Raw genomic sequence first — 21,631 nt, 5'->3', positions numbered from 1 at the left:
CGAGCGGGCATGGAAAAGTCAATGAAACGAAGACTTTAAGCGTCTGCTGAAGTGTCGTCATCTTTTGTTAAACTCGGGCGAATCCCCTCCTTGTGAAAAGAGTTTGGCCCATGTTGGAGCAAAGACGTCATCAGCGCATTCGTTTTTCCGTGCCGCAGAAAATCAGCATCGGGTTTGGCGGCCAGATCGGCGAAGGGGTGATCGAGAACCTGTCATTGTCCGGGCTGATGTTGCGTACGCCAATGCCGCTGGAGATTTCGCACAACATTGGCTGCGAGTTCAGTGTCTTCGAGTCGCCGGTCATCGATGTGCCCGCGGTGGTCGTCAGCCGGGTATGCGATTTGTACGGCGTGCGCTTCCAGCAGGGGCCGATCAGCCAGATCCTGATCGACGATGCGATCAATGCCGCGCTCAACAGCGGGAAGGCATCCATCCTGACGGTCCATGAACTCGGTGGGCGTAAGACCATGCGCATCACCGGCGGCTTGTGCGGCATCCTGCGCAGCGATTTCATGCATGCCCTGACCCGCATGGGGGTGGACGAGATCGATCTCGAAGGCGTGACGGCGGTCGAACAGGCCGGACTGGCCCTGTGCCTGGTGGCGACCAGCCGCCATGGCGTGGCGATCGGGGCGCAGTCTCCCTGCTTTGCCGAAGCCTGGGCGCAGGCGTTGAGCATTCCGGGAATGCCCGGCCTCAGGGAAGGCGGGGTTTGATCGGGATGCGTACCGGGGCAAGGCAGAAGCGCCGGCTGGTCATGTTGGCCCTGCTCGGGCCGGCGGTGGTATGGGCAGCCGACGAGGGAGCGTATTTCAGCGAATTGCCGGTCGTCGCATCGGTCAGCCGACTGCCGCAGCGCCTGGCCGATGCGCCAACTGCCGTGACAGTCATCGACCGCGACATGATCCGTGCTTCCGGCAGCCGTACCCTGAACGACCTGTTCCGGCTGGTGCCGGGCTTCCAGACCCATCCGCACACTACCGAACCGGCCCGCGTCAGCTACCATGGCTTGAACGACGAGGATTACTCTCCGCGTGTCCAGGTGCTGATCGACGGTCGCTCGATGTACTCGCCGTTGTTCGGCAACGGGGTGAACTGGGCGACGCTACCGGTCGCCCTCGACGACATCGAGCGGATCGAGGTCGTGCGCGGCACCAATGGCGTGTCCTACGGCAGCAATGCCTTCCTCGGTGTCATCAACATCATCACGATCGACCCGGCGCTGACCCGTGGTTTCTCCGTGTCGGCCAGCCATGGCAGCCAGAACGTCCGCGATCAGGGCCTGCGGCTGGGCGGCCGGATTGGCGAGGTCGGTGACTTCCGGCTGACCTACCGGCAACTGAACGACGATGCGCTGGCTGATCGCGGGGACTGGATCGACAATTTTCGCTCCCGCTTGGTCGATTTACGGGCCGACTTCACGCTCGATGAACGGAATGCGCTCCAGATCAATGCTGGACAGACAGAGGGCGTGACGGGAGTCGGGCGTATAGGCGCGGATACGATTTGCGGTCAGTCGAAGAATCCGATCCGAGGTTTGGAGCAGAGAAACACGTACGCGCAGATTGCCTTGCGACACGTTGCATCTCCGTCAAGTGATTTCCAGTTGCGGTATTCCTATACAGCTGATCGCTCCGATGACGCTTTTTCGATTGATATTCGGTGCCAGATACCGACAGCTCCGATTTATCGCGTCAATCAGACTGGTGATCATGGTCAGCGGCAGGAACTCGAGTTTCAGCACAACCTGCAATTGGAGGGGGTGGGGCGCGTGGCTTGGGGGGCAAGTTGGCGTGAGGACGCGATGCGTTCCGAATGGGTATTGCCTGGGCAGGGTACGGTAAAGCGTGAAACTGGTCGATTGTTTGGCAACTGGGAAGCCAAGCCAGCCTCCTGGTTGACGACAAACCTTGGTTTAGCTGGGGAAAGTGATTCGCTGGCCGGCTTTATGTGGTCGCCGCGGATCAGCACAAATTTTCATTTCAATACCGAGAATACTCTGCGTATCGGTTATTCCAGAGCGCATCGGACGGGGAGCATCTATGACTATCGGGCGGATTATTTTTCTGGCCCGGGTAGATATCAGTTCAGGGCAGATCCAAGCATGCCGACGGAGCGTCTGGATACCTGGGAGCTTGGTTATCTGGGTGACTGGCGGGACTGGCGGGCGAGCCTGGATGTCCGTTTGTTCCACGAGACGATCCGGGATCGCTTGTATACCCTCGACCTCAACGCCAAAAGTGATGGCGTGCCGTCGCTGACCATGCCGATTCAGGATGTCCGCATTCGTGGCATCGAGTACCAGTTCAAATGGCAGCCCTTCGAGCCGACCCGCCTGATTTTCGGTCAGACGTTCACCGACATTGATAGCGACTATCTGGCGTCGGCCCTGGCCTATCCGAACGGCACCCTCAGCCGGCCAACGGATTACAGTAACATCGAGCAACTCACCGAGCGTTCGACCCCGCGGCGGGCAACGTCACTGCTCTGGATGCAGGCCTTGCCCTACAAACTGCAGTTCTCGCTGGCCGGCTACTGGCAGGACAAGATGAAGTGGTCGCAGAATTCCTGGTCGGCCAAATACCGGCGCTTCGATGCGCGGCTGGCCTATCCCTTCCGCTTGGGGAGCGTTGGGGGCGAACTGGCCTATGTTGTGCAATCGCTGAATGGTGCGCACGGCGAATACAAGACTTTCGACGGGAGTGGCAGCGATCCGGATGGTACCGGTCGCATCGTCGACCGGCGGCAATGGCTGAGCCTGCGCCTCGATTTCTGAGGCGGCGGGTGACGGCCTGATCAGGCCGTCCGCATCACGGCGCCTTCCAGCCAGACCTCGAAGGGTTCATTGGGGGCGACGGCCTTGCCCTGGGCGAAGTCGATGCCCAGGTCGCGCAGCTGGTCGAGCGTTTCCTGGTCGTCGACATCCTCGGCAATCGTGTGGATGTGCAGGTCGGACGTGATTTCCTGGACGGCACGCAGCAGTGCGGTGGAGGCCCGGGTGCCGCCGAGATCACGGGTCAGGCTGCGGCTCAGTTTGACGTGGCTGGGCGAGATGCTGCGCAGGTGACTGAAGGAAGAGAGGCCGCCGCCGAAATCCTCGAGGCCCACGGTGCAGCCCAGCATGTGCATCTGGCGTGAGAATTCCATGGCCTGGCTGGTCAGGTGGGTCAGGATGTCTTCCGAAAACACCAGGCACAGCCTTTCGCCGGACAGGTTGTGGCTGGCCAGGCTGCGTGCGATGTAGTCGGCGGTTTCCCGACTGCTGATCGAGCTGCGCGACAGCGGCAGCAGGCAATGCAGGTTGCGACCCCGTCGCTTGGCACGGGCCAGGGCCTCGACGGCGGCATCGATCAGGCGCCGGTCGATGGCCGGGGCCAGGTCGTAGCGTTCGGCGGCATCGATCAGGGCGGCCAGGGTGACGGGCGGCAGGCCGGGCTCGTTGAGGCGGGCGGTGAGGGCGACGGTATGGCTGCCGGTGGAGATCTGCAGCGAGCGCAGCGGGATGGCTTCGACCAGCAGGCGGTCGTCGGCCAGGGCGCTGGCGATGCGGCCGGCCCAGTTGCTGGTGTCGTGACGACGTTCCTGGGTGGGCACGACCTCCTGTTCGCAGACCCGGTTACGGCCGCTTTCCTTGGCCCGGTGACAGGCGGTATCGCCGGCGGCAACAATCTCGTTGATGTTGTGCACCTTGCGGTTGACCGTGGTGACGCCGATGCTGGCGCCGATCGCGAACACCTTGTCCTGCCAGATGAAACGATAGGCTGCGGCCAGGCCGCAGATATCCTCCGCCACCTGGCGGGCGCGGGCGCCGCTGCAGTTGGCCAGCATGATGCTGAACTCGTCGCCACCCAGGCGAGCCAGGGTGTCTTCCTCGCGCAGCCGGCCCTGAAAGAGCAGGGCCATCTGGCGCAGCAGTTCGTCGCCGGCCAGGTAGCCGCAGGTGTCGTTCACCTGCTTGAAACGGTCGAGATCGATGAACAGAACGGCGAATTCGTTGTCGCCGGCCTGCACGCTGGCCAGGGCCTTTTCCAGACGGTGTTCGAATTCCCGCCGGTTGAGCAAGCCGGTCAGCGCGTCGTGGCGGGCCTGGAAGGCGAGCTGCGCGGTCGCTTCCTCGATACGCGACTGCATCGACAAATGGACTTCCTCGATGCGGGCGGCCATCTGGTTGAAGCCACTTTCCAGGATGCCGATTTCACCGCTTGAACTGGCCGTTACCCGGGTATCCAGCTTGCCGGAGGACATGCTGTTGACGGCCTGGGCCAGCCGCATCACCGGCCGGACCAGGTTGTCGGCCATGGCGATGGCCAGTGCGGCAAGGATCAGGAGTCCGAAGAGGACGATGAGCAGGCCACGCTGGACCAGTTCCCGCTGTTTGTTGGCCAGATCGGTTTTGTCGTATTCGACGAAGACGTAGCCGATGACCTCGGGCGGGCTTGCCTTGCTGGCCGCCGGTGCGGTTTCGAAGAGCAGGTCGGTATCGGCGACCGAGCGCTTGACCGGCGCACCGAAGGCGATCCACTGGCCGGTTTCGGCGACTTGCCGCGGTTCGTCGAAAGCCTGGCGGAGTTCTTCGGCCGATAGCGAGACGCGCCCGCTGACGGCGATCGTGCGGCCCTTCTGGTTGACGATGATGGCGGCCTTGACGCCGGATTCCTGAACGGTGGCCTGGGCCAGGCCGTGCAGGCTTTCGATCTGGCCGGCGATGATGCCGTATTCGCTGATCGGTGCCAGGTAGCGGACAGTGGCCAGTCCCTTGAGGCGCAGTTCGCCTTCCAGGGTACGGATGCCGCTGAAGGTGAAATAGATGACCAGCGCGATGGCGATCAGCGCACTGGGCAGCAGAGTCAGCAACAGCAGACGGTGACGGAGGGTCAGACGATTCATCGAGTTTCCCTGTCAGCGAGCAGGGCACGCCGGATGGCGGCCTCGTCGGGTAGCTTGAGCCCCAGCGCCTGGGCGACGTTGGGATTGATGGCGATGCTGAACTGCGCCGGCCCACTGGGCGGTGGCAGATTGGTACCGTGGTTGATGATCAGTTCGGCAGTCTGGCGGGCCGCTTGGGGCGGTGTGGTGTGCAGGGCGGCCAGTGCCCCGGCGGTGACGAAGGCGGGCGAGTAGCCGATGATCGGTCGTTGCAGCCGGAAGGCGGTGATCAGGATGGCCTTGATGTTGTTGCGGCGGTAGATCGTGCCGTCGGGCAGGGCGAGCAGGGCGGAGGACCGTTCGAGCACGGCATTGAGGGCCGGCAGGAGCGCCTTGTCGGTGTCGGCATCTTCGACATCGAGGATCAGTCCGGCCTTGCTGAAGGCCTGGCGGTATTGGCTGGCCAGGCTGCGGGTTTCCGCGCTGCTCAGCAGGCCGAAGCGTTTCTGGTCGGGGAATATCTGGCGGAAGAAAGCTGCCTGACGGGCCGGCGGCTGGTCGAGGTAAATGGCAGTGATGCGGCCGGCGCGCCGGTTTTCGACCAGGATGCGCTCGTAGCTCAGGCGCGGCAGCAGGGTGGCGATGATCGGCGGGCTGTCGGGCCGGCTGAGGGCTTTGCTCAGCGCCTCGCTGCCGACGGCGACGATGAGGTCGGCGGTTGGCAGGGGTTGCGGCGAACTGGCCTGGGTCGTCGCCACGACACGCCAGCTCGAACCGCTCAGCCCTTCATTGAGCTCTCTGGCAAATTCTTCATAAACGCCGCCATTCTCTCCGAGGATCAGCGCAAGACTCCCTCCCCAGGCCTGCGAGACCAGGAATATAAGGAGAAACGGAAGGATTCGTCCTAACTTGAGCACCCGCGAAATATCGCACGACGGGTATGCCAAAGCAATGACAGAATTGCCAAATCAGCGCTGATTCAGCAAGTCGCCGATTTGGGCTGAAATTTCCGTCACCGGCATCGAGAAAGCGAATTTCTTGATGAAGTTGCCATCCGGGCCGAGCAGAATCATGCCTGCTGAATGGTCGACGGCGTAACGGTCGGGAGGCGTGTCCGGTTCGCGCACCTTGGCGTAGCGGATCTTGAAGTTGTCGGCGGCCCGCCGGACCAGAGCTGGCGAGCCGGTCAGGCCGAGGATGCGCGGGTCGAAGAACTCGGTGTAGGTCTTCAACACCTTCCCGGTGTCGCGCTCCGGATCGACCGAAATGAAGATGGGCTGGAGCTTCGCCGCCTTGTCGCCGAGCAGCTTGAGGATCTCGGCCATTTCCACCAGGGTGGTCGGGCAGATGTCGGGGCAATAGGTGTAGCCGAAGGCGATGAGCTGGAAACGGCCGCGGAATTCTTCCTGGGTAACGGCCCGGCCATTCGGGTCCTGCAGCAGGTAGCGCGGGTTGATGCCCACCTCTTCGCCGCGCAGCAACTCGAGGCTGTGCATCGACTGGCCGGCGGCCGGGCCGGCAAGCAGCAGGGTGAGGCAGGGCACGGCGAGAAGGGCGGGCAGGCGGTTCATTGGGCGACCGGGAAAGCGGCTTGCAGGTTCTTTTCGGCCGCCGCGATGCGGGCTGCCAGTGTGACGGCGTCAGGGCAGGGTGTCTTGCTCTTGCCCTGCTCCAGATAGGCGGCATTGGTGGCGTTTTCGAAGACTTCACCGTAATCGCGGGTCTTGGGCGCTGTCGTCACGATGATGTTGCGGGCGCGGCTGACCAGGGCCGGCTGCTGGCAGGCCAGGGCGATGCCGTTCAATTCGCCGAGCGCGCTGACCGCGGCCTTGCCTTGATCGGCAGCCAGGGCGGCATGGCTGAGGGAAGAGAGGGCGAGGGCAAGCAGGGGGGCGATGAGTTTCATGGTCGGGTTCCTCGAGGCTGATCGAGGATTATAGTGGCTCGCCGGGGAGTGGCCTTTTCACAAATCAAAAATGCCGAGCAGGGCGGGCAAGCCCTCGCTGATGGCGACCGGGCCCGGCGTCAGGATGACGGCCGACTTGATTTCGTGCAGGCGCCCGTCGCGCACGGCAGGGATGTCCTCCCAACCCGGCCGGGCGGCGATGCGTTCCGGGCGGAAATGCTTGCCGCACCAGGAGCCGATGATGATGTCCGGCGCGGCGGCGATGACTTCCTCGGCCGTCGGCATTCGGTCCTTGGCCAGCGGCGAACGGGCGCGTTCGGCGAAGACGTCCTCGCCTCCCGCCAGTTCGATCAGTTCGGAGGCCCAGCGGATACCGGAGATCAGCGGCTCGTCCCATTCCTCGAAATAGACGCGCGGTTTCCGGCCGGTCCGGGCATGGCGTTCGGCGGCGATGGCGCGGGTTTCCGCGATCTGCGCCTCCAGTTCGTCGACCAGGGCCAAGGCCCTGGCTTCGGCGCCGACCAGCCGGCCGAGCGTTTCGATCATGCCGAGGATGTCCTCAACGCTGCGCATGTTGAAGGCGTAGACCGGCACGCCGGCCTTGATCAGGTCGCGTGAAATATCGCTTTGCAGGTCCGAGAAGGTGAGCACCAGATCGGGTTGGGTGGCGAGAATCTTGTCGATGTCGCCGCTGGTGAAGGCGAAGACCTTGGGCTTCTCCTTGCGCGCCGCGGGCGGTCGCACGGTATAGCCGGAAATGCCGACGATGCGTTGTTGTTCGCCGAGGGCGTAGAGCACTTCGACGGTTTCGGTGGTCAGGCAGACGATGCGCTGGGGCAGGCGGGGCATGGCTTTAACGGGCAGGACGGTGGCTGCGTGCGACATCGAGGTGGGCGCAAAGTTTCTCGGCACCATCGAGGATGCGCGGCGTGTGGCGCTGCATGATGTCCGGGTTGATGTGAAACAGGTTGTTGCGCTTGACGGCCGTCATCTGGGTCCATTTGTCCCAGTCCTTCAGCCATTCCGGCTTGGCGTCGCCCATGCCGGTGGCGATGATGGCCTCGGGGTCGGCTTCGAGCACGGCCTCGACGCTGACCGTCGGCGCCATCTTGCCGAGGTGGCCGAAGACGTTTTCGCCGCCGCACAGGGTGATGGCGTCGCTGATGATCTGCGGACCGCCGACCGTCATCAGCGGCGTTTTCCAGATCTGGTAGAAGGTGCGGACCTTGGGCTTGCCAGCGTTGGCCTTGCGCAGGGCTTCCAGACGCTGGCGGAAGCGCTCGGCCGCCGGCCTGGCGACAGCTTCGCTGCCGGCCAGCTGGCCGAGGCGTTCGAGCTGGTCGGCGACGTTTTCCATCTTGTTCGGTTGCGAGACATAGACGGTCAGGCCGAGCGCCTTCAGCTTGCTGACCTGCGGCATGTTGTTGCCGCTTTCCCAGGCCAGCACGAGGTCCGGCTTCAATGCGGCGACGGCTTCCAGGTCGACGCGCGAATAGCCGCCGACGCGCGGCACCTTCTTGGCTTCCGGCGGGTAGTCGCTGTACTCGACGGTGCCGACCAGCTTGTCGCCGGCCCCGGCGGCGAACAGGCTTTCGGCGATATGCGGGGCAAGGGCGACGATGCGCTTGGCTGGCGCCTTGAGGCGGACTTCCTGGCCGGTGTCGTCCTTGAGGCGGAGATCGGCCTGGGCGCTGCTGCTCAGGATGAAGGTGGCGGCCAGGAGCGCGAGGTGGCTGGGTTTCATGCAGGTTTCCATTCGTTCAGGGCGGTGGCCAGCCGTTGCCAGCCGGCCTCATCGGCGGGCAGGCCGCAGCGGAGCAGGGGCTGCTGGTCGAAGCGTCGGGTCAGGATGGCGCGGCGGGCGAGGTAGTCGAACAGTTCGTTGCTGTGTGGCGAGGAGAGCGTGGCGAAGAGGGCCGTGGCCTTGACCTCGCCGAGCGGGGCGAGCAATTGGTGCAGGCGTTCGCCGGCCGCTTGCAATTGCGGCCGGGCGGCGGCCTGCCAGGCGGTGTCGGCCAGTGCCAGGCGGGCAGCCTCGCGCGACGGGCCGCTGACTGTCCACGGCCCCATCGCTTCCTGCATCCGGCGCAACAGTTCGGGGGCGGCAAAGACGAAGCCGACGCGGACGCCGGCCAAGCCAAAGAACTTGCCGAGCGAACGGAGGACGATCAGGTTGGGTGCCTCGGGCGTGCCGGCCAGCGGGGTGACGCTCAGTTCCGGCGTCGCATCGACGAAGGCCTCGTCGACGATCAGCCAGCCGCCGCGCTTGTGCAGCTGGCGGGCGGCATCGAGTACCAGCTCGTGGGGGTGGCGGTCGGCGGTCGGATTGTTCGGATTGCAGAGCAGGACGTAGGGCGTTGCTGCGGCCAGGGCGCGTGGCAGCGTGGCGTTCTGCAGGTAGCGGACCTTGTGCCCGGCCTGCTGCCAGGCCTGCGGGTGCTCGGCGTAGAGCGGTGCGATGCAGGCGACCGCCGCCTTGGGCAGCAGGGCCGGCAGCCACTGGATGGCAGCCTGCGAGCCGGCGACCGGCAGCAGGTTCGGGTTGCCGTAATAGGCTGCCGCGGCGGCTTCCAGCCCATCGTCGCTTTCCGGCAGGCGTTGCCAGACGGCGGCCGGCAAGGTGGGAACCGGCCAGCCCTGAGGGTTGATGCCGGTGGACAGGTCGAGCCAGTCGGCGAGCGGGATGTCGTAGTGCGCCGCGGCCTGGCGCAGGCGGCCGCCGTGTTCAAGCATGCAGGAATCCAATCACGAAAAAGGCAGCCAGCCACAGCCACAGACTGTGCCGGATCAGGGCGATGGCGCGACCGAGGTCGGCGGCGACGGGGGCCGGGCCGGTGCCGAGCGGCGGGCGCTGTTCGAGCTGGCCGTGGTAGATCGCGGCGCCACCGAGTTGCACGCCGAGGCTGCCGGCGCCGGCCGACATTACCGGACCGGCATTCGGGCTGTCCCAGCCCGGTGCCTGGGTGCGCCAGCAGGCCAGGGCCTGGCGGGTGTGGCCGAGCAGGGCGTAGGTCAGGGCCGTGAGGCGGGCCGGCAGCCAGTTCAGCGCATCGTCGATGCGGGCAGCCGGGCGGCCGAACAGGTTGAAACGTTCGGTGCGGTAGCCCCACATGGCGTCCAGCGTGTTGGCCAGCCGGAAGAGCAGGGCACCGGGGCCGCCGAGCAGGGCGAACCAGAACAGGGTGCCGAAGATGGCGTCGTTACCGTTTTCGAGCACCGATTCCATGCCGGCCTTGGCGACGCCCGATTCGTCGAGGGCTGAGGTGTCGCGCGAAACGATCCACCCGACGCGCTGCCGGGCCTCTTCAAGATGCCCGTCCTGCAAGGGTTTCGCGATGGCTTCAGCGTGCTCGCAGAGGCTTTGCGCGCCAAGGGCGAAGTAGAGTAGGGCGACATCGACGGCAAAGGGGGCCAGCGGGCGCAGCGCGAAGGCGAGGATGACGAAGGGCAGGACAACCAGCGCCCAGGCGAGCAGGCCGGCCGGCAGGTGGCGCGTGTTGAGACGTTTCTCGACGGCGGCCGCCAGGTTGCCGAAGCCGACCAGCGGATGAAAACGACGCACCTCGCCGAGCAGGCGGTCGAGCAGCACGGCCGCCAGGGCGGCGGCCGGCATGGCGAACGCGCCGTCCGGCATCATGCCGGGAAGATGCCCCGCTGCTGGATGTCGTCCTGCAGGGCGGTGAGCGTCGTGGTCAGCGAATCCCGGCGTTCGCCGTCGGTCTGGCCCCACTGGTCGAAGTAGAGCAGGTCGGCGATGGGCAGCCGGGGCAGCCAGCCGGCCGTTTCCAGTTCCGGCTTGTCGTGGAAATGGCTGACGTGGCCGATGCACAGGTAGGCGATGGGCACGATGTTGGCCGGGATGCCGAGCACCTTCTGCAGCTCCGGCTGGTTGAAGATGCTCACCCAGCCGACGCCCAGGCCTTCGGCACGGGCCGCCAGCCACAGGTTCTGCACGGCGCACACGCTGCTATACAAATCCATCGTCTTGATGTGCGTACGGCCGATGACCACCGGGCCGGTGCGTTCGCGGTCGCAGGTGATGCACAGGTTGATCGGCGACTCGACGATGCCTTCCAGCTTGAGCTGGCTGTAGGTATCGCGCTTGCCTTCCGGGAACATCATCGCCGCTTCGGCATGGGCCTTGGCGAAGAGGTCGCGCACCCGCTGTTTGACTTCAGGCGAGCGGACGAGCAGGAAATTCCAAGGCTGCATGAAGCCGACCGACGGCGCATGGTGGGCGGCCAGCAGGATGCGGGCAAGCACGTCGTCGGGCACCGGATCGGGCAGGAACTGGCCGCGCACGTCGCGGCGGTTGAAGATGGTGCGATAGACGGCGGCGCGCTCGGTGTCGGAAAAAGCGTGGTCGCTCTGGTTTTCCATGAATTCCCCTTGTGGAAAAACGATGACTGCCTGTCCAAGCAGCCCGGTTTCGTCTCCCGGCCGGTCTTCTGACTTGGATTCAACCGTCGCCGCGCCTTCCCGGCCGAAACCAGTGGCATCTTGCGGCCAACGTCCTCCTCACAGCGTTGGGCACGTGGCGGATTCGCACCGCCTTCCCGATTCTCCGTTCGGCATTGCCGAACGGCACCCGGAGACACTCGCCTGATCCAAATCAGGCGGGGCCGATGGTGCCATAATTACGGCCTTTTTGACACCGGGGCCACCCATGCACCGCAATTCCCTGATGGTCCAGGGGACCACCTCCGATGCCGGCAAATCGACGCTGGTTGCCGCGCTGTGCCGCATCCTGAAACGGCGCGGGGTTAACGTGGCGCCGTTCAAACCGCAGAACATGGCGCTCAATTCGGCAGTGACCGTGGATGGCGGCGAAATCGGCCGGGCACAGGCGCTGCAGGCCCTGGCTTGCGGGCTGCTGCCGCATACCGATTTCAACCCGGTGCTGTTGAAGCCGACGACGGACAAGAAGGCGCAGGTCATCATCCACGGCCAGGTGGCGACCGACCTCGATGCCAAGGCTTATCACGCCTACAAGCCGCGAGCGATGGGCGCCGTGCTGGAATCCTGGGGGCGGCTGACGGCAGCCTACGACTGCGTCCTGGTCGAGGGGGCCGGCTCGCCGGCCGAGATCAACCTGCGCGATCGCGACATCGCCAACATGGGCTTTGCCGAGGCGGTCGATTGCCCGGTGATCCTGGTGGCCGATATCGACCGGGGGGGCGTTTTCGCGCATCTGGTCGGCACGCTGGAACTGCTGTCGCCTTCCGAGCAGCAGCGCGTGGTCGGTTTCGTGATCAACCGTTTCCGGGGCGACATCGGCCTGCTGGAACCCGGACTCGATTGGCTGGAGGAACGCACCGGCAAACCGGTGCTTGGCGTGCTGCCCTACCTGCACGGCCTGCTGCTCGATGCCGAGGATGCCATTGCCACGGCGGCGATCGGCGATAAGCGGAACACGAAACTGAAGGTGATTGCCCCGGCCTATCCGCGGACCTCGAACCACAACGACCTCGACCCGCTGCGCCTGCATCCGGAGGTCGATTTCCGCTGGATCGGGCCGGGGGAAACACCGCCGGCCGCCGACCTGATCGTGCTGCCCGGCTCCAAGGCCGTGCGTGCCGATCTCGACTGGTTGCGCAGCCAGGGTTGGGACAAGGCGATAGCCAGGCACCTGCGCTACGGTGGCAAGGTGATCGGTCTGTGCGGCGGCTACCAGATGCTCGGCCAGGCGGTGCATGACCCGCAGGGGCTGGAAGGCACCCCGGGTTCGACGCCGGGCCTCGGCTGGCTGGCAGTGGACACGACGCTGGAAGCGGAAAAGCAGTTGCGCAACGTCGCCGGGCATCTGGCCTTGCCGGGCCGACCGGCGATGACCGGCTATGAAATCCACCTCGGCGTGACGGCCGGCCCCGGTTGCGCCCGCCCTGCCGTCAACCTGGCCGGGGATCGTCCGGACGGCGCCATCTCGGCTGACGAGCAGGTGCTCGGCACCTACTGCCACGGGGTTTTCGACCATCCGGCGGCGCTCGATGCCTTGCTTCGCTGGGCGGGGGCCGAGCCGGAACAGCAGGTTGATTTCGCTGCCCGCCGCGCGGCCGACCTCGACCGCCTGGCCGATGCGGTCGAGGCGGCGCTCGATTGGGAAAAGCTGGCGCCCTGGCTGCCGGCCTGAACCTCAGCTGCTCGGCGTGTCGTGCCGGATGCGCTTGAGGGCGACCTGCTTCTGGATATTGCGGAAATCCATCTCGCGGCCGTGTAGCGCGTAGTGCTTGCGCATGGCGCCAAAGCTCTTCTTGGCTTCCTCGCCTTCCAGCAGGGCCTCGGCCTGGTGGTCGGCCAGTTCGTGGTCGCCCAGGTTGAGTGCGCTGCGCAGCACGTCGAGCCGGCTGGCGGCGGATAGTTCGGCGGACATCAGGGCCGGGCGCAGGCCGGCGAAACGCGGTTTGCCGCGTCCCGGCGAGCTGATGGCGAGTAGTGCGGCATAGCTCGCCTGGGCGTCGAGGTCGAGGTTCTGCACCTCTGATTCCTTGAGGCCGACCAGGGTTTTCTCGGCCGAGACCAGATCCTTGGCGTCGACCTGGCTGCGTGCCAGGGCCAGGCGATCGGCGGGGGTCACCGCACCGGGCATGGTGTCATTGGCGATGACGTCGGCCAGCACGTTGCGGGCCGTGTCGGCATCGCCGTTCAGCGTCGCAGCTTCGGCCAGCAGGCGCTTGCGCTGGTAGTTGCGCGGCGTTTTCTGGGCGACTTCGTCGAGCACCCGCTGCGCCTCCTCGGCTTCGCCCTGCGCCATGCAGATGTTGGCCTTGAGGTCGGCGGCATCGAAGAACTGAGGGGTGTCGGCCACGACGCGCTCGATTTCGGCCCGCGCCTCGCTCAGCTTGTTCTGGCGATGCAGGGATCGGGCGACGCCAGCGCGGGCCCAGGGGAATTCGTAGTTGTCGAGAATGGCGCGGTAAGCCGTTTCGGCCCCCTCGGCGTCGCCGCTGATCAGCTTGACTTCGGCCTGCTGGCGGAGGATTTCGAAGCGGTAGGAACGGCCGGCCTCGCTGGCCTGCTTTTGTTCGAGGATGGCCAGTGCATTGGCGTACTCCTGGCTGCGCTTTTCGCGGTAGTAGTCCTTGAAGAACTCCTTCTTGGCCATGATGCGGTCGAGGCGCAGGATCAGCTTGTCGGGCGAGAAGGGCTTGATGATGTAGTCGTCCGGCACCAGCTCGACGGCAGAGACGACCTGCTCGTAGGACTGCTCGCCGGTCACCATCATGAAGATGCATTCGTCGGGCAGCAGGTTGAAGCGGCGCAGCTCTTCGAGCAGTTGCTGGCCGGAGCGGCCGTCGCCCAGCACGTAATCGCACAGGATCACGTCCGGCGTGTTGTTGCGGATGCGATAGAGGGCGTCCTGGTAATTGGAGGCGAATTCGACGGCGAAGGCGCCAATGGTTTGCGCGATGGTGCGCAGCGCTTCGCGGGCCTGCGGCTGGTCGTCGATGACCAGGAAGCGCTTTTGGACGTAGAGGCTCATTACGGCAGGCGCAGTTCGAAGCGGGCGCCGCCGAGGCCGGCGCCATTGCGCAACTGCAGGCTGCCCTGCCGGCCTCGGCGGACGTGCAGGCCGGCCAGGCGCTCGGCGACCATCAGACCGGTGCCGTAGGGCGGCGGCAGCGTGGCGAAGCCGGGGCCGTCGTCCTCGACGCTGAGGACCAGCCAGCCATCGTTGAGGCGGGCGTCGAGGTGGACGTGGCTGCCGGCATGGCGGCCGGCGTTCTGGATGGCATTGTTGAGCATGTCAGTGACCAGATCGCGGTCGAGCGGCCATTCGTCGATCACCGAGCAGGCGGCGGTCAGGACGATGCCCTCGCTGGCCAGGTGGCGCTTCTGGTCGAGCACGACTTCGTCGCACAGGTCGCCGACGATGACCGGTGTGACAGCCGGCGTCGCCCCCTTGCGCAGTACGTGGTAGGCCGCCAGCGTGCGTGACAGCCGGCTGGCGGCGGCCTCGATGGCGTAGCGTGCTTCGCCCAGTTCGATGCCGAGCCGGGCTTCGGCGCTGGCGATCTGGGATTCGGCGATGAAGAGCTGGTTCTTGGCGTCATGGACGCCGGAAGCCAGCACATCGAGCAGCGTGTGCATATCGTCTCTCCGGTGACATCTTGGTGTCTTGGCCGGAAGGATACCCCTTTTTGCCGGCTATGCCGCCGGTGGCGGGGTTTTCAGGCTGAGCGGCAGGCCGGCGGCGACCAGCGTCACCTGGTCGCAGACCGCCGCGACGCGCTGGTTCAGGCGGCCCTGCTCGTCAGCGAACAGGCGGGAAACCGGATGCATCGGCACGATGCCCCAGCCGACTTCGTTGGAAACGAGGATGACGTGGCCGGGCAGTTGCGGCAGGGTGTCGATCAGGGCAGCGGTTTGCTCGCGGAACAGCGGACAGTCGATGGCGTCGCCGGCCTCGGCCTGCGTCGCTGCCTGGCCGGCGAAGAGCAGGTTGGACAGCCACAGGGTCAGGCAGTCGACCAGCAGGCAGGTGTCCGGCGCCGCCAGTTCGCGCAGGCGTTGCGGCAGGTGCAGGGTTTCCTCGACGCAGCCCCAGTCGGCCGGGCGGCGGGCGCGGTGGTGGGCGACGCGGCGGGCCATCTCGCCGTCCAGCGCCTGGGCGGTGGCCAAGTAGGTCACCTTCAATCCGGAGTCGCGGGCACGTTGCTCAGCCAGCAGGCTTTTGCCCGAACGCGCGCCGCCGAGGATCAGTTCTCTCATGGCCGGCATTTTGGGTGAAGGCGGGCAGGGCGGCAACCGGTATAATCGCCGGCTCCGATATCACGGAACCCGGTGCGAGCGCGGCTCAATTCCGGGGCGGGCCCGCCGCTGTAACCGGGGACTGCCGTTGCACCATGTCACTACGAGGGGAGACAAACCTTCCGGGAAGACGCAAGGGCCAGGACGATCCGGAAGCCAGAAGACCTGTCGGAAAATCAAGTGAGAAGCCTGTGGACAGGGCTTCGCGGTGGCGTTCGGAAGGCGCGGCCGCGAAGCCCTTTTTTGCTTTTTGGAGAATCGGATGCATTCGTTTGAAATTACCCCCCCCGATCGCGGCATCGCCGCGGCCCTGCAGAGCAAGATCGACCGCAAGACCAAGCCGCTCGGCGCGCTCGGCTTGCTGGAAAAGACGGCGCTGAAGATCGGCCTGCTCCAGCAGACCCTGACCCCGGCCCTGAATAACCCGCAGATGCTGGTCTTTGCCGGCGACCACGGCGCAGCCAAAGCCGGTGTGTCGGCCTTTCCGCAGGAAGTGACCTGGCAGATGGTCGAGAATTTCCTGGCCGGCGGTGCGGCGATCAACGTTTTCGCCCGTCAGAACGGCTTGGGCCTGTCGGTGGTCGATGCCGGCGTAGCGCACGACTTCGGCGGCGAACGCGACGGGTTGATCGACGTCAAGGTGGCTGCCGGGACGGCCAATTACATCGAACAGCCGGCGATGAGCGTCGCCCAGTGCGCGCAGGCTATCGAGCAGGGCGCTGGCATCGTGCTCGGGTTGGCCGCGGCCGGCTGCAATGTGGTCGGTTTTGGCGAAATGGGCATCGGCAATACCGCCTCTGCCTCGCTGCTCACCCATTGCCTGACCGGTTTGCCGCTGGCCGAATGCGTCGGCCGCGGCACCGGGCTGGACGATGCCGGCCTGGCCCGCAAGCAGGATCTGCTCGAGCAGGCGCTGGTCCGCTACCGTAACGGCGGCGGCGACAATGATCCGTTCAAGGTCCTGGCGGAGTTTGGCGGCTTCGAGATCGCCACCATGGTCGGTGCCATGCTGGCGGCGGCCGAAGCGAAGATGGTGCTGCTCATCGACGGCTTCATCGTCGGCTCGGCCGCTCTGGTTGCCTCGCGCCTGGCGCCGGCCCTGCTCGACTACTGCGTCTTCTGCCACCGCTCGGCCGAGGCCGGTCATCGCACGCAACTGCTGGCCATGGGCGCCGAGCCGCTGCTCGACCTCGGCCTACGCCTCGGTGAAGGCACCGGTGCGGCGTTGGCCTACCCGCTGGTCCAATCGGCCGTCGCCTTCCTCAACGAGATGGCCAGCTTCGAGTCGGCTGGCGTGTCGGACAAGGAATGATCCGTCGCGAACTCGGCTACTTCCTCGGCGCCGTCGGCTTCTTCACGCGGCTGCCGGTGCCCGGCTGGGTCGGCCATTCGGCGGCCGCGCTGAGCCAGTGTGCCCGTTACTTCCCGGCTGTCGGCCTGCTGGTCGGCGGCATCGGGGCGCTGGTCTATTGGCTGGCGCTGCATCTGTGGCAGCAGCCGGTGGCCGTGCTGCTGTCGATGGCGGCGACCCTCTACGCCACCGGCGCCTTCCACGAGGACGGCCTGTCGGATACGGCGGACGGCCTGGGGGGCGGCTGGGACAAGGCGCGCATCCTGGCGATCATGAAGGACTCGCGGGTCGGCAGTTATGGCGTGGTGGCGCTGGTGCTCGCGCTGCTCGGCAAATTCGCGCTGCTTTCCGGCATTGATGCCGCGCTCGTTCCGGCCGCGCTGCTCGCCGGCCATGCGGTGTCGCGCTTCGGGGCGACGTTGATCATGGCGACGCTGGACTATGCCCGCGATGACGAGAGCAGCAAGTCCCGCCCGGCCACCCACCGGCCGTCGCTCGCATCGCTGCTCCTGGCCGCCGGCTTCGCCCTGCTGCCGCTCCTCTTGCTGCCGCTGGGCAAGGCGCTGGCCGGCATTGTTCTCGCCGCGCTGGCGGCAACCTGGCTGGCCGCCAAGTTCCAGCGTTGGCTGGGGGGGTATACCGGGGATTGTCTGGGGGCGGTACAGCAGGTGACGGAAGTACTGTTTTATCTGGGGCTGATGGCGAATCTGGGCGCGCCGAGCGCGTGATGTCGGTTGAAACCGGCTGAGCTGGGATGCTGCTATTCGTCCTGGCCATCGTCGGCTTGTCCCTCGATCCCGGGTGGCCGTAAGGGGGGCGATTGTTCCGGCAAGCGTGTTTCTTCCGGCTGGGAATCGAGCCTGACCGGGGTGGTGAAGGTGGGCGGCAGGTGGTTCTCGATGTGGTCGGCGATGTGATAAATCCCTGCTGCCACCCCGCTTGCCGGGTCGTCCATCAAGGATTGCCACATGTCGGCGATTGATGCGTTGAGGGTCTCGCGCAGCGCCGTCTCGATTTCTTCCCGCCCGGCCTCATGCCAGATCACCCCCAAAACGGTCGCCCCCAGCGAAATGACCGAGCCGGTGATGCCGCCGACCAGCGTCGACGCGGCGCTCGTGCCGCTGCTGATGGCTAGCTTATTCAACACTTGCTCACTGACGTTTCGGGCGACCGGGGAAACTCGTGTCTTCGATAATCCGACCCGGTCCTCTCCGCCGCGATCGCGGATGCGGTGCAGCAAGGCGCTGTAGGCGGGCAAGTGCTCGATCCGCTCCAGGGAAACGATCTCGCCGAGGGAAGCATCGTGGGCGGATGGTGGCGCGAGTTTGATCGCCGGAATGGTTGCCAACCGGCGCTTGAACTGATCTTCAGGGATGCCGTAGCGGTGAGGAATTGGCTGCAGGTGGCCGTTGAGGGTGCGGACGTAGCGTTGTATCCCTTGTCCAACGAGGGATGTCGGGTCGATTTCCCGGGCGACCGGCGCTAGCACGCGATCAAAATATTGCTCCTGGATGTAGGCGGCCAGCCGATCGGCCGGAGGCTCCCCCCCTTCTTCGTGACTCAAGTGGTACCAGGCGACTTTGACGGTCAGCCATTGCTGGGTCGTGTAACGCGAGAACCACGGGATGAAATCCGCCTCGCCCTTTTCTGTCACCAGCCATTTCCACTGCTCCAATTGGCTGCGCACAAATCCGGTCGCCGCGCCTTTCGCGGCCAATGATCCGGCCACGATGTCGGCGTCGACTTGCTGCCACGTGTGCTCGGCAATCGGCATTGGCGCAGGGGGCGGGGTGACGCGCTCCGGCGCGGCGCACCCGGCCAGGGCTAGTATCCCCAGGAGGCCGAAAAGACGTGGAAGACTGGCTAAGGACAGGGTCAATTGATCATCAGGCTGCCGTGGCGAGCGCTTGAGACGAGTATTCAACGGTATCCTCCCTCCTTTTCACGATAGCTCATCCGTTTCAAAAAGCACTATGCGTCTCCATCTGGTCCGTCATCCCAAACCCTTGATCGAAAGCGGCATTTGTTACGGCTGGCTGGATTGCCCGGCCGAGGATGCGCGGTCGGTTGCCGGGATGCTGCTGGCCGAATTGCCCTGCGGTTTGCCGGTATGGAGCAGTCCCTTGCGCCGTTGCCGCGAATTGGCGGCGTACCTGCATGCCCGGCCGATGATTGACGATCGTCTGGCTGAGATGCATTTTGGCGCTTGGGAAGGGCAGCGCTGGGACGATATTCCGCGTGCCGAACTGGATGCCTGGGCGGCCGACATCGCCGGCTATGTGCCGCCGGGGGGCGAGTCGCCGCGCGACCTGCAGCGGCGGGCGCTTGATTTCGTGGCATCGCTCACCGTGCCGGAGGCGGTGATCGTCACCCATGCCGGCGTGATCCGCACGCTGCTGGCGCATTGGCAGGGCTTGCCGCCCGAGCGGTGGACGGCGCTGAACTTTGCCTACGGCGCCTGCACGCGGGTTGATGTCCCCCGCTAAAATGCCGGGCATGGAAAACTTCAATCCCTTGCGCGACGCGATTCCGGTCGGAGAAATCCGCCGGGCGCTGGTCATCAAGCTGCGCCATCACGGCGACGTGCTGGTCAGTTCGCCGGTGTTCTCGGTGCTCAAGGCGCATGCGCCGCAGGCCGAAATCGATGCGCTGGTCTATGCCGATACGGCCGAGATGGTGACGTTGCACCCGGCTATCGCGCAGGTGCATACCATCGACCGCAAGTGGAAGCAGCTGGGGGTGATGGGCCAGCTCAAGGCCGAGCTGGCGCTGTACAACGCGCTCAAGGCGCGGGGTTACGACCTGATCATCCACCTCACCGAGCATTGGCGCGGTGCCTGGCTGTGCCGGCTGCTGAAGCCGCGCTGGGCGGTCGGTCCGACGGTGAAGGGGCGGCCGAAGCGCTGGAAACAGAGCTTCACGCACCTCCAGACCATGCACAATCCGCTGCGCCACATGGCGGAGACCAATCTGGACTCGCTGCGTCGGCTGGGTATACAGCCGGGGCCGGATGAGCGGCGTTTGACGCTGGTGCCGGGAGCGGCTGCCGAGGCGGCGGTGGCGGCGCATCTGGCCGGTTTTGGCCTGCAGGGCAAGGATTTCATTCATGTCCATCCGGCCTCGCGCTGGTTCTTCAAGTGCTGGCCGGTCGAGCGCATGGCGGCGCTGGTCGAGCGGCTGCAGTCGGCGGGTCACACGGTGGTGCTGACGGCGGCGCCGAGCAATGACGAAAAGAGGATGCTGGAGGCCATCCAGGCGCGCTTGGTCAAGCCGGCGTTCAGCCTGTCCGGTCAGTTGTCGCTTAAGGAACTGGCGGCGCTGACCCAGGCCGCCAAGCTGTTCATCGGCGTCGATTCGGCGCCCATGCACATTGCGGCCGCAGTGGGCACGCCCACCGTGGCGCTGTTCGGGCCATCCGGCGACAAGCAGTGGGGACCGTGGAGCGCCAACAGTCGCGTCGTGGCCAGCACCGTGCATCCGTGCCGTCCCTGCGGCCACGACGGTTGTGGCGGCAGCAAGGTCAGCGACTGCCTGACTACGATTGCCGTCGACGATGTGATGGCGGCCTCCCAGGAATTCCTCGGCGCGTGAAGATCGCCATCATTCGCCAGCGCTACAACCCGTTCGGCGGTGCCGAGCGCTTCGTCGAGCGCGCGCTCGGGGCGCTGGCCGGCGAGGGGGCCGAAGTCACGCTCATCACCCGCAACTGGGACGGTGCGCCGCGCGCCGGTTTCCGGCAGATCACCTGCGATCCGGCCTATTCGCGGCTGTTCGGCGGCCGGGCGGCGCGCGACCGCAGCTTTGCCGCAGCGGCGCAAGCCGAGATGGCGAAGGGGGGCTTCGACATCACCCAGTCGCACGAGCGCATTCCCGGCTGCATGATCTTCCGGGCCGGCGACGGCGTGCATGCCGCCTGGCTCGACCATCGGGCGCGCATCCTCGGCCCGCTGCAGCGGCTGACGCAGCGTTGGTCGCCCTATCACCGCTATGTGCTGGGCGCGGAAAAGGCGATGTTCGGCGATCCGGCCCTGCAGGCGGTCATTTGCAATTCGCAGATGGTGGCTGACGAGGTGGAGCGCTACTACGGCGTTAGCCGGGACAAGTTGCAGGTGATCTACAACGGGGTCGATACCGAGGCGTTTCATCCCGGATTGGCCGACAAACACCGCTTGGCGACGAGGTCGGCGGCCGGCATTCCGAGCGATGCCCCGGTCCTGCTCTATGTCGGGAGTGGCTTCGAGCGCAAGGGCGTCCCTCAGTTGTTGCGGGCGGCGGCACGCATGAAACGGGACGATGCATGCATCGTCATCGTCGGCGCCGACCGCAAGCTGAGCGCGATGCGGAAGCTGTCCGGGCAACTCGGCTTGAGCACGCGCGTACTGTTTACCGGGCCGCTCAAGGATGTTCGCCCCTGGTACGGCGCGGCCGATGGCTTCGTGTTGCCAACGCTTTACGACCCGTGCCCCAATGCTGCGCTGGAGGCGCTGGCCAGCGGCTTGCCGGTGGTCACCTCGACGACCTGCGGCGCGCAGGAGTGGGTGCGCTCCGGTGAGAATGGCTGGGTGGTCGATGCCGTCGATATCGACGGGCTGGCCGGCCGGCTGGATGCGCTGGCCGGGTTGGCCGGCAGCCCCTCGGCTCGGGCGGCGGCACGCGCGGTGGCCGAACCGTTGACCCTGCCGGCGATGGCCGACCGTCTGCTGGCCCTGTACCGTACGCTGAGCCGCTGACGCGGGCCGGGTATAATCGCGGGTTCTACT

21 protein-coding genes and 2 riboswitches are annotated in these 21,631 nt (G+C 65.7%); of the genes, 8 read left to right on the top strand and 13 right to left on the bottom strand.

Annotation, left to right across the window (positions count from 1 at the left end; translation table 11 throughout):
* Positions 1–110 precede the first annotated feature (110 nt).
* Together K420_RS0103540 and K420_RS0103535 are read left to right on the top strand one after the other, a co-directional pair.
* Positions 111–716, top strand: a complete 606-nt coding sequence (locus K420_RS0103540; protein WP_084019544.1) for a PilZ domain-containing protein — start codon at positions 111–113, stop codon at positions 714–716.
* Positions 717–757: 41 nt separating this feature from the next.
* Positions 758–2,776 (top strand): TonB-dependent receptor plug domain-containing protein, encoded by a 2,019-nt coding sequence (locus tag K420_RS0103535; protein ID WP_232422730.1) that lies wholly within the window; start codon positions 758–760, stop codon positions 2,774–2,776.
* A 20-nt stretch (positions 2,777–2,796) separates the two neighbouring features.
* Here K420_RS0103535 and K420_RS19560 read toward each other — a convergent pair whose 3' ends face one another.
* From K420_RS19560 to bluB, 9 genes are all read right to left on the bottom strand, one after another.
* Positions 2,797–4,887: a diguanylate cyclase gene (locus K420_RS19560; RefSeq protein ID WP_051452935.1), complete on the bottom strand. Its 2,091-nt coding sequence runs from the start codon at positions 4,885–4,887 to the stop codon at positions 2,797–2,799.
* Positions 4,884–5,624, bottom strand: coding sequence for an ABC transporter substrate-binding protein (locus K420_RS0103525; protein ID WP_027456838.1), 741 nt, complete (start codon positions 5,622–5,624; stop codon positions 4,884–4,886). The genes K420_RS19560 and K420_RS0103525 overlap by 4 nt, the downstream gene beginning before the upstream one ends.
* A 210-nt stretch (positions 5,625–5,834) precedes the next feature.
* Positions 5,835–6,437, bottom strand: coding sequence for an SCO family protein (locus K420_RS17985; RefSeq protein ID WP_035854462.1), 603 nt, complete (start codon positions 6,435–6,437; stop codon positions 5,835–5,837).
* Complete coding sequence (locus tag K420_RS0103515; protein ID WP_027456837.1) at positions 6,434–6,772, bottom strand: hypothetical protein; 339 nt, start codon at positions 6,770–6,772, stop codon at positions 6,434–6,436. The genes K420_RS17985 and K420_RS0103515 overlap by 4 nt, the downstream gene beginning before the upstream one ends.
* A gap of 57 nt (positions 6,773–6,829) precedes the next feature.
* Positions 6,830–7,621 carry a cobalamin-binding protein gene (locus K420_RS0103510; RefSeq protein ID WP_027456836.1) on the bottom strand — a complete coding sequence of 264 codons (792 nt, stop codon included), beginning with the start codon at positions 7,619–7,621 and terminating at the stop codon, positions 6,830–6,832.
* Positions 7,622–7,625: 4 nt separating this feature from the next.
* Positions 7,626–8,516: a cobalamin-binding protein gene (locus K420_RS0103505; protein WP_232422729.1), complete on the bottom strand. Its 891-nt coding sequence runs from the start codon at positions 8,514–8,516 to the stop codon at positions 7,626–7,628.
* On the bottom strand, positions 8,513–9,505 hold the full coding sequence (gene cobD / locus K420_RS0103500) for a threonine-phosphate decarboxylase CobD (RefSeq protein WP_027456834.1): 993 nt from the start codon (positions 9,503–9,505) through the stop codon (positions 8,513–8,515). Before cobD ends, K420_RS0103505 begins: the two co-directional genes overlap by 4 nt.
* Positions 9,498–10,406, bottom strand: a complete 909-nt coding sequence (cbiB, locus tag K420_RS0103495; protein WP_027456833.1) for an adenosylcobinamide-phosphate synthase CbiB — start codon at positions 10,404–10,406, stop codon at positions 9,498–9,500. The genes cobD and cbiB overlap by 8 nt, the downstream gene beginning before the upstream one ends.
* Positions 10,406–11,152 (bottom strand): 5,6-dimethylbenzimidazole synthase, encoded by a 747-nt coding sequence (gene bluB / locus K420_RS0103490; RefSeq protein WP_027456832.1) that lies wholly within the window; start codon positions 11,150–11,152, stop codon positions 10,406–10,408. The genes cbiB and bluB overlap by 1 nt, the downstream gene beginning before the upstream one ends.
* Positions 11,153–11,193: 41 nt before the next feature.
* Positions 11,194–11,379: riboswitch (cobalamin riboswitch) on the bottom strand.
* Between the two features lie 59 nt (positions 11,380–11,438).
* Here bluB and K420_RS0103485 point away from each other — a divergent pair.
* A complete protein-coding gene (locus K420_RS0103485) occupies positions 11,439–12,902 on the top strand; it encodes a cobyric acid synthase (RefSeq protein WP_027456831.1) in 1,464 nt (487 codons plus the stop codon).
* A gap of 3 nt (positions 12,903–12,905) precedes the next feature.
* Here K420_RS0103485 and K420_RS0103480 read toward each other — a convergent pair whose 3' ends face one another.
* Genes K420_RS0103480 through cobU form a run of 3 tightly spaced genes read right to left on the bottom strand, consistent with a single transcriptional unit; the run spans position 12,906 to position 15,490 of the window.
* Positions 12,906–14,252 (bottom strand): response regulator, encoded by a 1,347-nt coding sequence (locus K420_RS0103480; protein ID WP_027456830.1) that lies wholly within the window; start codon positions 14,250–14,252, stop codon positions 12,906–12,908.
* Entirely contained in the window at positions 14,252–14,860 is a 609-nt protein-coding gene (locus tag K420_RS19555; RefSeq protein WP_051452934.1) for an ATP-binding protein, read from the bottom strand. Before K420_RS19555 ends, K420_RS0103480 begins: the two co-directional genes overlap by 1 nt.
* A 57-nt stretch (positions 14,861–14,917) precedes the next feature.
* Positions 14,918–15,490 carry a bifunctional adenosylcobinamide kinase/adenosylcobinamide-phosphate guanylyltransferase gene (cobU, locus tag K420_RS0103470; RefSeq protein ID WP_198293787.1) on the bottom strand — a complete coding sequence of 191 codons (573 nt, stop codon included), beginning with the start codon at positions 15,488–15,490 and terminating at the stop codon, positions 14,918–14,920.
* A 23-nt stretch (positions 15,491–15,513) separates the two neighbouring features.
* Positions 15,514–15,707: riboswitch (cobalamin riboswitch) on the top strand.
* A gap of 75 nt (positions 15,708–15,782) precedes the next feature.
* Here cobU and cobT point away from each other — a divergent pair.
* A complete protein-coding gene (gene cobT, locus K420_RS0103465; protein WP_027456828.1) occupies positions 15,783–16,832 on the top strand; it encodes a nicotinate-nucleotide--dimethylbenzimidazole phosphoribosyltransferase in 1,050 nt (349 codons plus the stop codon).
* Positions 16,829–17,599, top strand: coding sequence for an adenosylcobinamide-GDP ribazoletransferase (locus tag K420_RS0103460; protein ID WP_035854460.1), 771 nt, complete (start codon positions 16,829–16,831; stop codon positions 17,597–17,599). Before cobT ends, K420_RS0103460 begins: the two co-directional genes overlap by 4 nt.
* Positions 17,600–17,631: 32 nt before the next feature.
* Here the strand turns inward: K420_RS0103460 and K420_RS17975 are convergent, their stop codons facing one another.
* Positions 17,632–18,795, bottom strand: a complete 1,164-nt coding sequence (locus K420_RS17975) for a hypothetical protein (RefSeq protein WP_157274977.1) — start codon at positions 18,793–18,795, stop codon at positions 17,632–17,634.
* Positions 18,796–18,844: 49 nt separating this feature from the next.
* Between K420_RS17975 and cobC the strand changes: the two genes are divergently transcribed.
* Genes cobC through K420_RS0103440 form a run of 3 tightly spaced genes read left to right on the top strand, consistent with a single transcriptional unit; the run spans position 18,845 to position 21,601 of the window.
* Positions 18,845–19,357 carry an alpha-ribazole phosphatase family protein gene (cobC, locus tag K420_RS0103450; RefSeq protein ID WP_027456826.1) on the top strand — a complete coding sequence of 171 codons (513 nt, stop codon included), beginning with the start codon at positions 18,845–18,847 and terminating at the stop codon, positions 19,355–19,357.
* Positions 19,344–20,462: a putative lipopolysaccharide heptosyltransferase III gene (gene rfaQ, locus K420_RS0103445; RefSeq protein WP_232422728.1), complete on the top strand. Its 1,119-nt coding sequence runs from the start codon at positions 19,344–19,346 to the stop codon at positions 20,460–20,462. The genes cobC and rfaQ overlap by 14 nt, the downstream gene beginning before the upstream one ends.
* Positions 20,459–21,601, top strand: a complete 1,143-nt coding sequence (locus K420_RS0103440; RefSeq protein WP_027456824.1) for a glycosyltransferase family 4 protein — start codon at positions 20,459–20,461, stop codon at positions 21,599–21,601. The genes rfaQ and K420_RS0103440 overlap by 4 nt, the downstream gene beginning before the upstream one ends.
* Positions 21,602–21,631: the final 30 nt, after the last annotated feature.

The organism is Dechloromonas agitata is5, assembly GCF_000519045.1.
Classification (GTDB): domain Bacteria; phylum Pseudomonadota; class Gammaproteobacteria; order Burkholderiales; family Rhodocyclaceae; genus Azonexus; species Azonexus agitatus.
The sequence above is the reverse complement of the archived record's forward strand: the minus strand, read 5'-3'. Positions and strand labels throughout refer to the sequence as shown.

Coding starts and splice junctions, on each gene's coding strand:
- bluB (WP_027456832.1), bottom strand. CDS start 11,152: ATGGAAAACCAGAGCGACCACGCTTTTTCCGACACCGAGCGCGCCGCC.
- cobT (WP_027456828.1), top strand. CDS start 15,783: ATGCATTCGTTTGAAATTACCCCCCCCGATCGCGGCATCGCCGCGGCC.
- K420_RS0103460 (WP_035854460.1), top strand. CDS start 16,829: ATGATCCGTCGCGAACTCGGCTACTTCCTCGGCGCCGTCGGCTTCTTC.
- cbiB (WP_027456833.1), bottom strand. CDS start 10,406: ATGCCGGACGGCGCGTTCGCCATGCCGGCCGCCGCCCTGGCGGCCGTG.
- K420_RS17985 (WP_035854462.1), bottom strand. CDS start 6,437: ATGAACCGCCTGCCCGCCCTTCTCGCCGTGCCCTGCCTCACCCTGCTG.
- K420_RS19555 (WP_051452934.1), bottom strand. CDS start 14,860: ATGCACACGCTGCTCGATGTGCTGGCTTCCGGCGTCCATGACGCCAAG.
- cobU (WP_198293787.1), bottom strand. CDS start 15,490: ATGCCGGCCATGAGAGAACTGATCCTCGGCGGCGCGCGTTCGGGCAAA.
- cobC (WP_027456826.1), top strand. CDS start 18,845: ATGCGTCTCCATCTGGTCCGTCATCCCAAACCCTTGATCGAAAGCGGC.
- cobD (WP_027456834.1), bottom strand. CDS start 9,505: ATGCTTGAACACGGCGGCCGCCTGCGCCAGGCCGCGGCGCACTACGAC.
- K420_RS19560 (WP_051452935.1), bottom strand. CDS start 4,887: ATGAATCGTCTGACCCTCCGTCACCGTCTGCTGTTGCTGACTCTGCTG.
- K420_RS0103510 (WP_027456836.1), bottom strand. CDS start 7,621: ATGCCCCGCCTGCCCCAGCGCATCGTCTGCCTGACCACCGAAACCGTC.
- K420_RS0103515 (WP_027456837.1), bottom strand. CDS start 6,772: ATGAAACTCATCGCCCCCCTGCTTGCCCTCGCCCTCTCTTCCCTCAGC.
- K420_RS0103485 (WP_027456831.1), top strand. CDS start 11,439: ATGCACCGCAATTCCCTGATGGTCCAGGGGACCACCTCCGATGCCGGC.
- K420_RS0103505 (WP_232422729.1), bottom strand. CDS start 8,516: ATGAAACCCAGCCACCTCGCGCTCCTGGCCGCCACCTTCATCCTGAGC.
- K420_RS0103540 (WP_084019544.1), top strand. CDS start 111: ATGTTGGAGCAAAGACGTCATCAGCGCATTCGTTTTTCCGTGCCGCAG.
- rfaQ (WP_232422728.1), top strand. CDS start 19,344: ATGTCCCCCGCTAAAATGCCGGGCATGGAAAACTTCAATCCCTTGCGC.
- K420_RS0103480 (WP_027456830.1), bottom strand. CDS start 14,252: ATGAGCCTCTACGTCCAAAAGCGCTTCCTGGTCATCGACGACCAGCCG.
- K420_RS0103535 (WP_232422730.1), top strand. CDS start 758: ATGTTGGCCCTGCTCGGGCCGGCGGTGGTATGGGCAGCCGACGAGGGA.